This is a genomic window from Rahnella inusitata (genome assembly GCF_003263515.1).
GTDB lineage: Bacteria > Pseudomonadota > Gammaproteobacteria > Enterobacterales > Enterobacteriaceae > Rahnella > Rahnella inusitata.
Genome location: NZ_JYDE01000007.1, coordinates 137,785 through 154,043, shown reverse-complemented (window position 1 = coordinate 154,043; position 16,259 = coordinate 137,785). Strand labels below are relative to the sequence as shown.

The following is a 16,259-nucleotide window of genomic DNA, read 5'->3' as shown; positions in this document are numbered from 1 at the left end:
CCACTGAGTACCTGAGATTCAACCTACAAATAACGCAACACTATTAAAACGACACCAAGTGGAGCACTTACCTATGTTCAAGAATCTGCGCTGGATTATCGTATTCCTGCTGTTTATGGTGTACATGATCAATTACCTCGACCGCGTCGCGCTGTCGATTACTGTCCCGATGATAGAAAAAGAGCTGACCATTAATCCCGAACAGTTCGGCCTGATATTTGGGAGTTTCTTCTTTGGTTACGCGATATTTAACTTCCTCGGGGGTTTAGCGGTAGATAAATTCGGCCCGACAATTGTTATGGGTTTAGCCGTCGGACTGTGGTCATTATTTTGCGGGATGACTGCTATCGCCACCGGCTTTTATTCCATGCTTATTCTGCGGGTATTATTCGGTATGGCCGAAGGGCCGATATGCGCCTCGGCAAATAAGATGATTAACGGCTGGTTCCCGAAGAAACAGGCTGCCACCGCCATGGGACTTCTCAGCGCGGGTTCGCCGCTCGGCGGCGCAGTGGCCGGCCCGATCGTCGGGTATCTGGCCATTTCATTTGGCTGGCGTCCGGCGTTTATGGTGATTGCTGCGATCGGCATTGTATGGATGGCCGTCTGGTTCTTCACCGTGGCCGATAATCCGCTGAAAAGTAAACGCGTCTCCCCGGAAGAATTGCGTTTGGTGGATGCCATGAAGAATGAGCATTTAAGTGCAGAAGAAGATCTGGCGCAGGCGGCGCACGGTCTGGGATATTATCTAAAACAGCCGATTATTCTGGTCACCGCGTTTGCCTTCTTCAGCTATAACTATATTTTATTCTTCTTCCTGAGCTGGTTCCCGGCCTATTTGGTGCAGGCGCACGGATTAAATATTAAAGAAATGAGTTTAACCACCGTCATTCCATGGATTGTCGGCTTCGTGGGTCTGGCATTAGGCGGTTATATTTCCGATAAGATTTTTAATATTACCGGTCGCTTATTACTGTCACGTAAAATTATATTAGTCGTCAGCCTGTTAGCGGCAGCCGTCTGCGTGGCGCTCGCCGGTATCGTGACCAGCGTGGTACCTGCGGTGGTATTAATGTCAGTCTCTATTTTCTTCCTGTACACCACAGGGGCGATTTACTGGGCGATTATTCAGGATGTGGTGCATAAATCCCGCGTCGGCGGCACCAGCGGATTTATTCATCTGGTCGGCAGCGTCTCCGGGATCATCGGGCCGGTCGTCACCGGATTTATCGTGCAGAATACTGGCCGTTTCGACAGCGCCTTTATGCTCGCAGGCGGCGTCGCGGCGCTGGGTGCCATTCTGGTGTTCTTTGTGATTAAGCCCCCAAAGCAATCAGTGGAAACCACACTCTCTCATAACTGAAAGCGCGGATATCAATAAGACAAACCCGGCCAAATGCGCCGGGTTTGCTTTTATCACGAACGCTTAATATTTTTACGCTTCATCAATCCACACGCGCATCTCCCCTTCCCCACGGTTTGCCCAGGTAAAGTACGGCACAAAGGTCATGGTTTGCGATACGGTCTCTTCGATTGATGGATTGAAGCGATAGAGCGGTTGCTCACCGGCCTGAGACGACGAGCGGCGCTGCCCCTGAGTTTGCAACAGCGTCTTACCGGCAAAAAGTCCGCTTCCGGCGATCAACCGGAACTGCGCATCGTACGGCAACCGGACATTGTGCAGTTCGCTGCCGTTATCCGCCTGTTCGAGACAATACACCAGCGGACCGCGCTGGATCGCCACTTTTCCAGCGACATGTCGCAGCAACGTATTCCCCTTCACACGCGTCACCGGCATCGGTAATGTCATTTCAATGCGATCGCCCTGCTGCCATTCCTGCGTCAGCCGCAAATAGCCGCGCCGGGTCAGACCGGCCAGTTCCAGCGGCTTACCGTTCAGCATCACCTGCGGGCTGGCGCACCAGTCCGGTAAACGCAGCGCCAGCGTGGCCTCCAGCGGCGCATCGGTGCTGACTTCAATCAGCACCTGTTCGGTCCACGGATAGCCGCCGGACTGTTTGAGACGCAGTGGTTTGCCTGCGACCGTCGCTTCCACATCGCTGCCGATATAAAGATTGATGTCCACACCGTCCGGCCTTTGGGTATAAATATAATGCCCGAGCGACGCTAACAGACGTGCGATATTCGGCGGACAACAGGCACAGCCGAACCAGCGCTGACGCACCGTTTTGACGTGATCGTAAATATGGTTGAACGGGATACTTTTCGGATGCACTTCCAGCGGATTAACGTAGAAAAAATGTTTCCCGTCGAGCGCCATACCGGCCAGCACGGTGTTGTAAAGCGCGCGCTCCATGACGTCGCTGTAACGGCTGTCAGCCTCCAGCTGCAACATGCGGTTGGCAAACATCATCAGCCCAATCGAGGCACAGGTTTCGGTATAAGCGGTGTCGTTGGGTAAATCATAATCTGATGAAAACGCTTCGCCGCTGCTTTGCGATCCTACAGAACCGGTAATGTACATCTGCCGCTGGGTCATGTTTTCCCACAGTCGCTGGCAGACTTCACGTTTTTCCTGATCCTGACTCAGTCTCGCCAGATGCGCGACACCGGCGTACAGATACACAAATCGCACCGCGTGGCCGATAGCCGTGGTCTGTAGCGCTATCGGCACATGCGCCTGGCTGTAGGCTTTGTCTTTCACCATCCACGCCGGGCCATAAGTATTCCAGTGCGACGTTTTACCGCGTTTTTCGTATTCACTATCGTAGAAATGCGGCTCTGCGCCACGTTGTTCGACGAAGTAACGCGTCAGTTCGAGATAACGGGTTTCGCCGGTGGCTTCATATAAACGCATCAGCGCCAGTTCTATTTCCGGATGACCGGGATAACCGTGCAACTGCTGTTCGCCGGGGCCAAAAACCTGTGCAATGTGGTCCGCCAGCTTGCAAACAATATCCTGCAAACGGGTTTTTCCGGTCGCCTGTGCGTAAGCTACGCCTGCTTCGATCAAATGCCCGGCGCAGTAAAGCTCGTGACACTCCGCCAGATTCGTCCAACGCTGCTGCGGTGCTTTGACAGTGAAATAGGTATTGAGATAACCATCAGGTTGTTGCACCGCGCCGACCAGTTCAATGACTGCATCTGCCGTTTTTTCCAGTTCAGCATCCGGCGTTTTTGCCAGCAAATACCCGACCGCCTCCAGCCATTTGGCGACATCGCTGTCCTGAAACACCATGCCATAGAACTCACCCTCGCTCTGCCCGGCGGCAATTCTGAAATTCTCAATCGCATGGCTCGGCTCGGCCTCTGCCACATCGTCGTTCAGCGCTTTCCACTGATAAGGCACCACCACATCCCTCACCAGACGCTGATATTCGAGCCAGAACGCATCGGAAATATTCACTTTTTGCAAAGGTACTTCTAAAGATTCAACCGGAGAAAATGACATACAACCTCCTGAAATAATGAACGTCATTAAATTTTGGCCGCCAGATCGTGCGACATCCGCGTCAGCAGTGTGTTATCGAGCTTGCAGAACATCAGCGTCCCCGCCAGCAGAAGATGCATCGCCGCAGGCAGCAGCGTTTCAAGCAACGTGATGCCGCCGAGCGACGCCGGCGTCTGGTGTTCGGCACCTGCCTGATAAGACACCCAAATGAAAACCAGGCTGATGATCCCGGCACTTGACGCCCAGGCCAGCTTGATGAAGAACAGATTGAAGGCGAAGTTCATGCCCGAGGAACGGATGCCATTTTTCCAGTGACCGTAATCGTCTGCGAACGCCATGATGGAAAAGTGCAGCGGCAGGGTGAATCCGAGGATCACGCAATGCACAAAGATTATCCCCAGCCACAGCGTCTGGAATTGTTCACCCACTGGCACAAACCACAGCAGCAGGGAAAATACCGCCAGCACCAGATTGGTGATCATATAGAGACGGACGCTGTCGATAAGCCGGGTCAGTTGATTGACGATCACCGCCCCCAGAATCGACGCCAGCGTCACCATGCCAAAGAACATAGAGGCGTATCCGGCACCGCCTTTCAGCACGTAAGTAATGAAATACATGTAGCCGCCGCCGCGCAGATTGAACACATTGATCAGCAGAAAGGACATCAGCAATACCAGCAGCAGCTGATCGTTTTAAGCATTCCACGAATATGTTCACGAATGCTGAACTGGCCGAGCAGCGCCAGCGGCAGACGTTCGCGTACGGTAAAGAAGCACCAGAGGAACATCACTACGGCAATGGCACACAGTAAGCCGACACCTTGCTGATACCCGAGCGCCGCATCGCCTTTGCCGAAAATCTGCACCAGCCACGGCAGCCCGACGGACACCATAAAGCCCGCCACGCCGCATAAAACAAAGCGCCATGACTGGCAGGAAATGACTTCGCGATGATCGGTGGTCATGGTGTTGATCAGCGCGCAATACGGCACATTTATCGCGGTGTAAGACACTGAAAGCAGGAAATATGTGAAGAAGGCATAGGCAATTTTGGCGTCGCCGCTCAAACCTGGCACGGTAAACGTCAGAAAACCCACCACACCAATCGGCAGCGCGATCCAAAGTTGCCACGGGCGAAAACGTCCCCACCGGCTTTGCGTGCGGTCGGCCAGAATGCCCATCAGCGGATCGGAAATCGCATCGATAACGCGCAGGGAAATAAACAATGTACCGACAATCGCCGGAGTCAGGCCAAATACGTCGGTATAGAAGAAGGTCAGGAAACTGGTGATCAGGCAGGTAATGATCGTGCCACCGGCATCCCCTAATCCATAACCTATTTTCTCACTGACAGAAAGTTTGGTGTGCGCAGAAATTATTCCCTCCGCCTTCTTTCCCGATATTGAACCGGTATTAACAGAATCTGTTGGCATTATATTTCCTCGCTTTTATATGTGTATTAATAAGCCGTCAGGAATGCAGGGATATCAGGCTGAGGCGTTATATCAGCCTGTTTTTATAGGGTACGCATTTAATCTGGCACGGGAACCAGACGCCAACAAGAGGAGGATAAAGTAGTTAAACGGGACAATTCCGACTCACGCATGGAATATGTGAAGCAGATCAAAACGTCTGCCGGCAGGACGGGCAGCCACCGTGCTATGTGCTACTGTCAGGCTTTACTTGCTGAGGGCGTGCCTGCTAAATGACTGATGCACTTTCATTTCCAGTGAAGTACCCGGTTAACGTGCAGAACGGCGGGCTCTTTATCTCACGTGGGATCGGCACACATCCGACACGCAGACTTAACTCGCATGAATTGATTTATGTCGTACGCGGCAGCCTGTCATTGCAGGAAGAGAATACGCGTTTTGATTTGCGTGAAGGGGAAAGTTTACTGTTATTCCCCGGCAGAGAACATAAAGGGTTAACGACGTTTGATCCTGAATTAAAATTTTACTGGTTACACTTCGATATTGAGAGCAATCGCACGTTAATGGATTCATGGCAAAATAATCCCTCTTTACAGCTGAATATTCCACAGCATTGCAAAGTCAGGGATCGTGAAACACTCTTAACGCTATTCAGACTATTTTTATATGAGCAGGAAAGAGGCGGGAATTCACTGGCGCTGTATCTGATTTTGCTGTTGCAGGAAGTCGCGCGCGCCTGGCCGGAAAATGTGGAACCCGGCGGGCCCGGCGTCGCGCTGGCCTATAAGGCGCGGCAACTCATCACCACTCAGTTTCATCTGCCGCTCGGTGCTTCTGAGCTGGCGGAAAGGTTGCACTGCAATGCCGATTATCTTGGACGCGTTTTTCGTCTGACGTTCCAGATGACCCTGACAGATGCGCTGCATAAACAGCGTGTCGCCGCCGCCGAGAAGCTGCTGCTGGCCAATACCGGAAACGTCGCTGATGTCGCACGACTCACCGGTTTTAACGACGCTGCATATTTTCGTCGGGTGTTTCGCAAGCTGCTGGGCATGACCCCGGCAGCCTATAAAAAACTTTACTGCCGTGAGCATATCAATTCGGATTAGTTTCTATGAAATATCCCAAATTTCTGTCACAACCTTGCGCTAACAATCTCAAAACCCTGAGAAAACTCATGCTAGTATTGTTAACTCCCGACTCTGAAGACAACTTTTGCCCATGACAGACGCCTTTGAATTTCTCAGTAATGTGCCGGTGAATCAGCAGATTTACCGCACCTTGCGTCAGGACATCGTCACCTGTGCCATCGCGCCGGGGGCATTCCTGTCGGAGAAAGAGATTTCCACACGCTTTAACGTATCGCGCCAGCCGGTTCGCGAAGCCTTTATCAAACTGGCCGAAGCCGGGCTGGTTCAGGTCTTACCGCAACGCGGTACGTATGTGATGAAGATTTCATCCAAGCGCGTCGCCGATGGCCGTTTCATTCGTGAGGCCGTGGAAACCGCCGTGGTTCGCCGTGCTGCTATGGTTGCCACGGATAAAGATCTGGCGCTGCTGGAACATAATCTTGAGCGTCAGACGCTGGCGGCAAAAAGCCAGCAAACGCAGGAATTTCTGTTGCTCGACGATGATTTTCACCGCACGATCGCGCAAATTATCGACTGCCGTCTGGCATGGGAAACCGTCGAACACATCAAAGCGACGATGGATCGCGTACGGTTCCTGACACTCAGCAAAGTCTCCCCGCCGGAAAATCTTATCGCGCAGCACTATGCCATTTTCGACGCTCTGAAAGCGCATGACCCGGACGCCGCTGAAAATGCCATCCGCCTTCATTTGCAGGAAATGATTTCTACCATTACCCCGATAGCCGAGCAAAACAGCGACTGGTTTGATGCGGAGTAAAAGGCATTATCCCGAATAAATCTGCCGTCAGATCGTTTTAGGTTAATTTTTGCGGGTTAACCCTAAAATTTGTATGACAACTTCAGGTAAGCTGTAAACCACATCGATACCGTGGAAATTCTTATGCCTGCTACTGCCTCCCTGAAGAAAAGCTTTTACAGTGCTGAAGAGTCACTGTCCCTCGCCCAGCTGGATGAAGAAAAAATCAGCCAGATCGCCCGCGATCTCGACGTGGCGGAAAGCGAGAAAGAACATTACCTCACCGGATGGATGGGCCAGAACAGCGTGGTGCTGGTGCGAAATTATCAGGACAAACGCGGTACCGCGAACGGCCTGGTAATGTCTCGCGGTAATCGTTACAAGCTGACCATTCAGGCCATTACTTTTCGTATCCCTAAAATCCTGCTGTGGGTCACCTTTCGCCGTACACCCCGCACCATGACGGTGGTCGCCTATAACAAGCTGGGCGAACAGGCCAGCGGTCTGCAACAGTTTATGCACGTGCAGGATCCCGAACTGAAAGAGCGGCTGGAAAATGACTGGCGCGAGCTGAATGATTATCTTGGTATGGCCTGCTGGCAGATGGACAATAACCGTCCAATGTGGCGACAGTTGCATGAAGAGATCACACCGCAGGTGCTGTGGTTGCTGGCAGATTCACCGTGGTTTAGCGGCAAAAAATTGCAAAATGATGGCGATCTGGAAGGTCTTTGGCTGAACGAGCAGTTTATTGGCCGCCGCAGCGGTGAGCATGCGGCGCTGGTGCTGTCCTGGAAGGATGAAGAGAATCAGGACATCGCCAGCTATCTTTATGAAAGGATGTCAGCGAATAAAATCCGCGTGATGCTGCGCCCGCGCAAAGACGAAAAATTCTATCCGCTGAATCCGTTCGACGCCGTGCACTTACAACGGGCGCTGTCCATGTTTCATCAGGCTCAACAGGCGCTGGCAGAAACTCAACGCAGCGCCTGATTGATGTCAATAACGCCCTACCACCAGCGGTGAAAATGATGCACCGGGCCAATGCCGTGGCCCACTTCAAGAGAGTCGGCGTGCATCAGCGCATGTTGCAGATACGTCTTGGCTTCGCGCACGGTATCCGCCCAATTGTTGTGACGCGGGCGCAGCGCCGCCAGCGCCGCAGACAATGTGCAGCCGGTGCCGTGGGTATGGCGGGTATTCACACGCGGCGCGGTAAAACGCTCACGGGAACCGGCCATAAATAGCCAGTCAGGACTTTCTTCATCGCTCAGATGACCGCCCTTCATCAACACCGCGCCACACCCCATCGCCAGCAAGGTTTCACCCTGCTCACGCATTTCCGCTTCGCTGGTCGCTATGGCACATTCCAGTAACGCTGCCGCTTCTGGCAGGTTTGGCGTGATGATCGAAACCTGCGGGATCAGCAACCGGCGTACTGCATCCACCGCTTCCGGCAGCAATAACGGATCGCCACTTTTCGCCAGCATGACGGTATCAAGCACCACAAACGGCGGCTGATAGTGCCGGAGCCGTTCCGCGACCGCTTCCACAATCTGGCTGTTTGCCAGCATACCGATTTTTGTGCTGTCGATGCGTACGTCGCTGAGCACAGAATCCAGCTGCGCCGCCACAAATTCCGGTTCGATATTATAAACCGATTGAACGCCGCGGGTGTTTTGCGCCACCAGCGCGGTGATCACGCTGGTGCCGTAAGCGCCGAGCGCCGAGAATGTTTTGAGATCAGCCTGGATCCCGGCACCGCCGCTCGGATCGGTGCCTGCAATGGTCAGCGCATTAATCCGCTTCATGGCTGCGTCTCCCCGTTTAACCACTCCCCGTTCATTACGTACAAATTATCGAGGAACTCTGGCGTAAAGCTGCCCGGCCCTTTGACGGTAGCGCAAGCACGTTCACCGGCGCAGGACATGACGCGACAGGCTGCCGCGACGTTATCGAGCCGGTCGCCCGGCAACGCAATGAAAGCGGCCACCACCGCCGACAGCGCACAGCCGGTGCCGACCACGCGGGTCATCATCGGATGGCCGCCCGGCACCGCCCAACAGCGATCGCCGTCGGTCACATAATCTGTCTCACCGGTGACTGCGACAATCGCGCCGGTTTCATGCGCCAGCTGCTGCGCGGCGGGCAAGGCAGAAAGAGAGTCGTCACCGCTGTCGACGCCGCGACCGGACGCACTCAGACCGCTGAGCGCGCGGATTTCCGAGGCGTTGCCGCGAATGGCGGCGGGTTTGAGCTTGATGATGTCGAGACAGAATTCGGTGCGCCAGCGCAGGCCGCCAACGGCCACCGGATCCAGCACCCAGGGTTTTCCGGCCTGATTCACCGCCTGAATAGCCGCCAGCATGGCATCGGCGTGAGGATGCGTCAGCGTACCTACGTTGACCAATAAGGCATCAGCAACGGCGCTAAACTGCGCCGCTTCGGCAGGATCAACCACCATCGCCGGAGACGCTCCCAGCGCTAGCAAAACATTGGCAGTAAAAGATTGCACCACGTCGTTGGTCAGGCAGTGGACCAGCGGTGATGGATGGCGGAGTTGTTGCAAAGAACCGGCGGCAATCGCACCGGGAAATACGGAAGGTCGGACGTTCATAAGTCTCCCAACCGGCTTTCAGGAAGGCGGCATCGGGAGAGATACCTGACTTCCCTACGCTGGCATAATCCAGATCAGGTAATACGGGTAAAATCTCAGCCTGTCTTTTGCAAGAGCGGCACCCCGAGTCAAGGGAGCATTATTGGTGTGGACGGCAGGAAGATCAATCAGCAATTGATACAAAAAAGCCCTGTCCATTGACAGGGCTGATGAGATAACCGTGATTTATACCGTCGCCGCCACATCCTCCACTACACCTTCACTGCGTGCCTGCCACAGTTTTATCCAGCGCAGGATGGATGCCACCATAATTACCGCACCGAGCGCGACCATGATGATAGAAATTGTGCCGTTGAACAGATTAAAACCTTTGGCCAGCGGATTGAAATAGACGTGAGCCACCATCCAGTACGCCGCGTAGTTCACGGTCACGTAGAGATACGCCAGCGGGATCAGGCAGGTCAGCATATAGCGGCGCTTATCCGCCAGACGCAGAATAATGGTCGCGCCGATCATCAGGCCGATTGAAGCCATCAGCTGGTTGGAGACGCCAAACAGCGCCCAGACTGAGTTGATATCGCCGGAGTTCAGCAAATATCCCCACAGCAGGCAGGCGACAATACTGCATGCCACCGCGCCCGGCCACCAGTCAGTACGTTTCAGCGGCGCCCACAGGTCACCGAAGAAATCCTGCAACAGATAGCGCGCCACACGGGTGCCTGAATCGACCGCTGTCAGGATGAATACCGCCTCGAACATCACCACGAACTGGAAGAAGTAAGAGGACAAATGGCTGAACCACGGGATGCGCGTGAAGATATCTGCCATGCCCACCGCCAGCGTCACGGCACCGCCGGTGCGCCCGCTCAGGTCTAAGCCAATTTCCTGGCTAAGCGTCGGCAGATTCACCACCTGCATGCCCAGACCGGCAAACACTTCTGGCGCGGAGTTAATCGCAAAATAATCCGCCGGATGCAGCGCGGTGGCGGCAATCAACGCCATCACGCCGACCACGCACTCCGCTAACATCGCCCCAAAACCGACCGGCAAAATGTCACTCCATTTGTCTATTTGCTTGGGCGTGGTGCCGGAACCGATAAATGCGTGGAAACCTGATATCGCGCCACAGGCGATAGTGATTGAGATAAACGGCCAGACCGGACCGGCCAGCACCGGGCCGCCACCGTGGATAAACTGCGTGATCGCCGGGAACTGAATTTCCGGGTTGATGAACACCACGCCGACGATCAGCGCGCCGAACACGCCGATTTTCATGAAGCTGGAGAGATAACCGCGCGGCGTCAGTAACATCCATACCGGCAGAGCGGTGGCGAAGAAAGCGTAGACCGGCAGGACCAGACTGACCGTCGAGGCGCGCAGGCTGAGCCATTCGCCAAACGCCGAGGCCTGGATGTACGGCCCGATCACCACGCAGGCCATAATCGCGATAATGCCTGCCCACGAAGCGGCTTTCATACTGCCGGTCAGACGCTCCCACAGGCCGACGCAAATCGCCACCGGGATGGTCATGAAGACGGCAAACGTGCCCCACGGGTTACGCTCAAGGGCATGTACTACCACCATCGACAACCCCGCCATGGTAATGGTGATGATAAATAGCATCGCCAGCCCGGTACACCAGCCAGCTACCGGCCCGAGTTCACGTTTAGCGACTTCCGACAGGGACTTACCCCGGTGTTTCATCGAGGCGAACAACACGACGGTATCGTGTACCGCGCCGCCGACCACGCAACCGATCAGCAGCCATAACATGCCGGGCAGATAACCGTACTGCGCCGCCAGCACCGGGCCGACCAGGGGCCCCGCCGCCGCAATTGCCGCAAAGTGGCTGCCAAAGTTCACCCATTTCTTCGTCGGGACATAGTCTTTCCCGTCTTCCAGTAAATGCGACGGCGTGACCTGAGCATCATCGGCTTTCAGCACTTTACGGACGAAAAACACGCCGTAAAATCGGTAGCAGATGGTCAGGATACACAGAGTCGCGATGACAAAAGTCAGCGCGTGTTGCATCTTGTTGTTCTCCGGATGAGGAATAATCCGGTGCAACGTAGCAAAGCCCTGTAGAAAGCGCGTCCGCTGTTTAGGTCAGCGGCGGCATAGCGATTTAAGCGGCAAAATGCAGGGATGAACGGCGTGCCTCAGAGCCCCAGTTGAGCTTTCAGGGCTTTCAGATAGCGACGGCTGACCGGTACGCGCACCTGGTTTTTCATCACCAACTCCGCCAGCCCGCTGTCGTCAAAACGAATTTCCCGCAGATGGTTTATGTTGATCAAAAACTGCCGGTGGCAACGCAGCAGCTGCGTCCGATTTTCCAGGGTGCGCAGTGTCAGTTCTGTAAAACATTCACTGCCATCGGCGCGGTTTACGAAGACGCCGCTGACGCGCGAACTGACAAAAATCACCTCGTCGAAGGAAAGCAGATAAATGCGGTTCTGGCCACAACAGGGGATCAGCGCCAAATCCGGTTCGCCGGCCATCAGCGCGGTGATATTTTGTTCCGGCAGATGCTTACGCAGACGACATAGGGTTTTCTCCAGCCGCGATGCCTGTACCGGCTTGAGCAGATAATCAAAAACGTTCTCTTCGAACGCCTGCAGGGCATATTCGTCATAGGCGGTGAGAAATACGATGTGCGGCATACGCTCAGCGTCAATCATCCCGACCAGCTCCAGCCCGCTGATGCGCGGCATATGGATATCGAGAAACACCACGTCGGGTTGCAGCCGGTTGATAGCTCCCAGCGCTTCCACGGCGTTTTCACACTCGCCGATCACGCTGATATCCGCCGCATCCTGCAACAGAAAACGCAGATTTTCACGCGCCAGCGGCTCGTCATCAACAATCAATATTTTCAGCATGCTGACTCCTTAACGGCAACCGTAAAATGACACGGGTAAACTGTTCCGGTTCGCATTCCACATGCAGACCAAATTCTTCGCCGTAGCGCCCGCGCAGACGACGATCGACCAGACTCATGCCCAGTCCCTTTCCGCCAGCCGACGGCGCATACAGCCCGGCGTTATCTTCGACGGTCAGCACCAGACAATCGCCCTGCCCGATGGCGGAAAGATGAATATGTCCGGCGCCCAGCAGCTGCGACGTCCCGTGCTTGATGGCGTTCTCCACCAGCGGTTGCAGCATAAAAGCGGGTAAAAACAGCTGTTGCAGTGCGTCGGGGAAATCAAACGTCACGCTGAGACGGTCGCTGAACCGCGCGCGTTCGATATGCAGATAGGCTTCCACGTGCTCAATTTCATCGGCCAGCGTCACCACCTCCTGGGGCCGTTTGAGATTTTTGCGAAAGAAGGTGGAGAGATGCTGGACCAGTTCGCCCGCCTGCTGGCTGTCGCGGCGGATCACCGCCACCAGAGTATTCAGCGCGTTAAACAGAAAGTGAGGATTCACCTGCGCGTGCAGCAGTTTGATTTCAGACTGGATCAGCAGCTGCTTGTGGCGCTCATACTGTCCGGCGAGGATCTGCGCCGACAGTAAACTGGCGATCCCCTCGCCCAGCGTCCGGTTGATCGAACTGAACAGCCGGTTGCGGGCTTCGTACAATTTGATCGTGCCGATCACTTCCTGATTCTCGCCGCGCAGCGGGATCACCAGCGTCGACCCTAGCTTGCACGACGGGCTTTGTGTACAGCGATACGGCACTTCATTGCCGTCGGCGTAGACCACTTCGTTATGTTCGATAGCGCGGTGTGAGTGCTCGGACAAAATCGGCGAGCCCGGAAGATGGTGATCGTCGCCGATCCCGACAAACGCCAGTAGCTTCTCGCGATCGGTTATCGCCACCGCGCCAATATCCAGTTCCTGATAAATGATCTGCGCTACCCGCGCGGTGTTTTCCTGATTAAACCCTTGCCGCAGCACGCCCTCGGTACAGGCCGCAATATTCAGCGCACGGGCGCTGAATGCTGTGGTGTAGCGCTCGAACATCGCCCGCCGGTCGAGCAGAATGCGCATGAACATCGCCGCGCCAATGGTATTGGTCACCATCATCGGCGTGGCAATACTTTTTACCAGCCGCAGGGCCTCGTCGAAAGGACGTGCGACCATCAAAATGATCGCCATCTGCAATACTTCGGCAAACAGCGTGACGCCCGCAACGGTCAGCGGATTGAACAACCGGTCAATACGCCCCCGCCGCATCAGCACGCGATGAACGATACCGCCGAGCAGCCCTTCCATCACCGTCGAAATCATGCAGCTCAGCGCCGTCATCCCACCCAGAGAATACCGGTGCAATCCACCGGTCAGCCCGACCAGCACGCCGACGACCGGCCCGCCAAGTAAACCGCCGAGCACCGCACCGATCGCGCGGGTATTGGCGATAGAGTCCTGAATATGCAGCCCAAAATAGGTCCCCATGATGCAGAACATCGAGAACATGAAATAGCACAACAGTTTGTGTGGCAGCCGAACGGTGACGTGCATCAGGGGAATAAACAGCGGGGTTTTACTGAGTAAGTAAGCGATAACTAAATAAACGCACATTTGCTGCAACAGCAACAAAACCAAATTGAACTCATACATAGTCGCTGGCAGTATCATTAAGTGAGACGCGCACTATAGTCGACAATATCCACACAATCTTTGAGGGGGTTCACTCTTTGGTATCACCACTCCACATTCGCCCTTACGAAGAAGCCGATCGCCCTTTTTTACGTACGCTGTATCTGGCCGCACGCAAAGACACCTGGACCTGGCTGGAAAACGCTGACTATAAGCTGGAGGACTTCGATCGTGCGGTGATTGGCGAGACGATTCTGGTCGCCGAGCGCGACGGCCATTTGCTCGGCTTTGCTTCCATTTTCACTCAGGAAAATTTTCTGCATAACCTGTTTATCGATCCCCAGTTTCAGGGAACGGGCGCTGGCAGCGCATTGCTGCATGCCGCCGAAAAAACCTTTACCCGCACCGGCTCGCTGAAATGTTTAGTAAAGAGTAAAAAATCGGTGGGATTCTATTTATCAAAGGGCTGGATCGTAGTCGCCACGGGGGATAGCCCGAAAGGGGAGTATTATCTCTTTCATTCATCTGCTAAATAAAACAAAGTGAGTTATTCGTCGCTTACCTCATAAATATCAATATTCTGTTCTCCATCAATTTTTCTTTGTTGTTAAGAGGTTAAATTCCCCAGCAGTGCTATACATACTTTGTCTTCTTAAACTTTTTGAGGGTACGAATGAAAAAAATAAAACTGCTTCAGGCCGCACTCGTGACCGGTGCCCTGCTCTTAGCTGGCTGTACCAGTCATGTCACTCAGAGCGAAAAATTCTCTGGTTTCCTCGGTGATTATTCCAACCTGAAAGAGACCAAAACCGCGTCAGGCACGCCTGTGCTGCGCTGGATTGATCCTTCCTTTAAAGCATCAAACTATTCTTACCTGATGTTTGAACCGATCAAATTCTATCCGGAACCACAACCTACCGCGCAAATCAGTAAAGAAACGCTGCAAGGCGTGCTGGATTACGCCAACACCCGCCTGAAACCGGCCATGGGTGAGCGTCTGCAACTGACGGATCACGCAGGCCCGCGCACGCTTATCTTCAAAGGGGCCATCACCGGCGTAAATACGTCAGCCGAAGGTCTGCAATTCTATGAAGTGATCCCGGTTGCACTGGTGATTGCAGGAACCGAAACAGCTACCGGCCACCGTACCCGTGATACAGAAGTGTATTTCGAGGGCGAACTGGTCGATGCCAGCACCGGTAAACCCGTCTTCAAAGTGGTACGTAAAGGCTTCGGTAAACAAGTGTCCAACGACACCCAGAAAGTTACCGCGAATGACCTGAAAGTCGTGGTCGATAGTCTGGCGAATGACACTAAGTTATTCCAGGCTAACTAAACCAGACGCGTGAGTGAGTATTTTATGAGGCAGCCGGATGGCTGCCTTTTTTATTCCCTGCACGCTTGATCATACCTCGCGGCTCATAAATTCGCGCAGCCAGATATGGGCAGGATCCCGGTGAGAACGTTCGTGCCAGTACATATACATTTCAAAGCCGGGGATAGTCACCGGCGGTTCAGTGAGTTGCAATGCCGGATTGTCGCGTACCAGCCGCTCAGGAAGCATTGCCACTAAACCGGTGGTCATCAGGACCTGAATCACGAATAAAAAATGGGGTACAGAGAGCACCACACGTCTGGATAATCCGAATTGCGCCAGCGCACTGTCTGTTATGCCCTCAAACCCTCCCCCATCCGGTGAAACGACAACATGTTCGAGCGCGCAAAACTCGGCGACAGAAATGTTGGCTGACACACGCGCATGATTTTTCCGGCTCACCAGAACGTAGCGCTCGTTGAACAATAATTTCCGATGTAACCCCGACGCCACTACGTCAGAGGTATGAAACGCCAAATCCAGCTCCCCTTGATCCATCTTCCTGACAATGCGCGTCGGAGATGTTTCAAATATTGCCAGCCGGGTTCCGGGAGCGGCCTCGCGCAAAGCCTGTAGGGAAGGTAAAACAATGGTCGATTCGCCATAATCCGCCGCGCCCAGTCTCCACGTATTGACCGCCCTGAAGGGTTCGAAAACTTCACCCGTAGCAACCGCATTTTCAAGTGCTGTCAGCGCCCGCCGGAGAGGTTCACGTAACTCATCAGCGCGTGCCGTCGGGCGCATCCCGCGTGGCCCTGGCAGCAGCAGCGGATCGTCAAAAAAATCGCGTAACTTAGCGAGCTGAACGCTGATAGAGGGTTGAGAAAGGTTTAACCGCTGCGCCGCGCGCGTCACATTATGTTCAGCCAGCAGAACATCCAACGTCATTAAAAGGTTGAGATCAAGACGGCTTAAATTGTTCATGACTATACCTGTTATATTTTAAATTCATTTTAACTATACCTGATGACATCTTACTCTGCATTGATACCCA

The 16,259-nt window shown here is 54.1% G+C and carries 13 protein-coding genes, 1 pseudogene and 1 riboswitch; of the genes and pseudogenes, 6 read left to right on the top strand and 8 right to left on the bottom strand.

The genetic code is table 11. The features are described 5' to 3' along the window. Positions 1-73 precede the first annotated feature (73 nt). Positions 74-1,363, top strand: a complete 1,290-nt coding sequence (locus TU92_RS04965) for an MFS transporter (RefSeq protein ID WP_112164880.1) — start codon at positions 74-76, stop codon at positions 1,361-1,363. 72 nt (positions 1,364-1,435) lie between these two features. On the opposite strand, the gene TU92_RS04960 is transcribed toward TU92_RS04965, so the two are convergent. Both TU92_RS04960 and TU92_RS04955 read right to left on the bottom strand, forming a co-directional pair. After that, entirely contained in the window at positions 1,436-3,412 is a 1,977-nt protein-coding gene (locus tag TU92_RS04960; protein WP_112164878.1) for a glycoside hydrolase family 127 protein, read from the bottom strand. Positions 3,413-3,438: 26 nt separating this feature from the next. Further along, positions 3,439-4,847, bottom strand: a pseudogene (locus TU92_RS04955) (MFS transporter). A gap of 272 nt (positions 4,848-5,119) precedes the next feature. Between TU92_RS04955 and TU92_RS04950 the strand changes: the two are divergent. From TU92_RS04950 to TU92_RS04940, 3 genes are all read left to right on the top strand, one after another. Beyond that, the gene (locus tag TU92_RS04950) at positions 5,120-5,956 is read left to right on the top strand and encodes a helix-turn-helix domain-containing protein (protein WP_112164876.1); all 837 of its coding nucleotides are present in this window, start codon (positions 5,120-5,122) and stop codon (positions 5,954-5,956) included. Between the two features lie 112 nt (positions 5,957-6,068). After that, positions 6,069-6,755: a GntR family transcriptional regulator gene (locus tag TU92_RS04945; RefSeq protein WP_112164874.1), complete on the top strand. Its 687-nt coding sequence runs from the start codon at positions 6,069-6,071 to the stop codon at positions 6,753-6,755. 123 nt (positions 6,756-6,878) lie between these two features. Then, positions 6,879-7,727 carry a hypothetical protein gene (locus tag TU92_RS04940; protein WP_112164872.1) on the top strand — a complete coding sequence of 283 codons (849 nt, stop codon included), beginning with the start codon at positions 6,879-6,881 and terminating at the stop codon, positions 7,725-7,727. Positions 7,728-7,744: 17 nt separating this feature from the next. Here TU92_RS04940 and thiD read toward each other — a convergent pair whose 3' ends face one another. The 5 genes from thiD to TU92_RS04915 all read right to left on the bottom strand — a co-directional run bounded on the left by thiD (position 7,745) and on the right by TU92_RS04915 (position 13,911). Continuing rightward, a complete protein-coding gene (thiD, locus tag TU92_RS04935; RefSeq protein ID WP_112164871.1) occupies positions 7,745-8,545 on the bottom strand; it encodes a bifunctional hydroxymethylpyrimidine kinase/phosphomethylpyrimidine kinase in 801 nt (266 codons plus the stop codon). Next, positions 8,542-9,351: a hydroxyethylthiazole kinase gene (thiM, locus tag TU92_RS04930; protein ID WP_112164869.1), complete on the bottom strand. Its 810-nt coding sequence runs from the start codon at positions 9,349-9,351 to the stop codon at positions 8,542-8,544. Before thiM ends, thiD begins: the two co-directional genes overlap by 4 nt. A 34-nt stretch (positions 9,352-9,385) precedes the next feature. Beyond that, positions 9,386-9,487, bottom strand: a riboswitch (TPP riboswitch). Between the two features lie 89 nt (positions 9,488-9,576). Then, positions 9,577-11,382 carry a carbon starvation CstA family protein gene (locus tag TU92_RS04925; protein ID WP_112164867.1) on the bottom strand — a complete coding sequence of 602 codons (1,806 nt, stop codon included), beginning with the start codon at positions 11,380-11,382 and terminating at the stop codon, positions 9,577-9,579. Positions 11,383-11,510: 128 nt separating this feature from the next. Continuing rightward, complete coding sequence (gene btsR / locus TU92_RS04920) at positions 11,511-12,230, bottom strand: two-component system response regulator BtsR (RefSeq protein ID WP_112164865.1); 720 nt, start codon at positions 12,228-12,230, stop codon at positions 11,511-11,513. After that, positions 12,208-13,911: a sensor histidine kinase gene (locus TU92_RS04915; RefSeq protein WP_112164863.1), complete on the bottom strand. Its 1,704-nt coding sequence runs from the start codon at positions 13,909-13,911 to the stop codon at positions 12,208-12,210. The genes btsR and TU92_RS04915 overlap by 23 nt, the downstream gene beginning before the upstream one ends. A gap of 77 nt (positions 13,912-13,988) precedes the next feature. Here TU92_RS04915 and TU92_RS04910 point away from each other — a divergent pair, with 77 nt between their 5' ends. Next, positions 13,989-14,426 carry a GNAT family N-acetyltransferase gene (locus TU92_RS04910; RefSeq protein WP_112164861.1) on the top strand — a complete coding sequence of 146 codons (438 nt, stop codon included), beginning with the start codon at positions 13,989-13,991 and terminating at the stop codon, positions 14,424-14,426. Between the two features lie 137 nt (positions 14,427-14,563). Continuing rightward, positions 14,564-15,226 (top strand): DUF3313 domain-containing protein, encoded by a 663-nt coding sequence (locus TU92_RS04905; protein ID WP_112164859.1) that lies wholly within the window; start codon positions 14,564-14,566, stop codon positions 15,224-15,226. Between the two features lie 69 nt (positions 15,227-15,295). Here the strand turns inward: TU92_RS04905 and TU92_RS04900 are convergent, their stop codons facing one another. Next, entirely contained in the window at positions 15,296-16,189 is an 894-nt protein-coding gene (locus TU92_RS04900) for a LysR family transcriptional regulator (RefSeq protein ID WP_112164857.1), read from the bottom strand. Positions 16,190-16,259 lie beyond the last annotated feature (70 nt).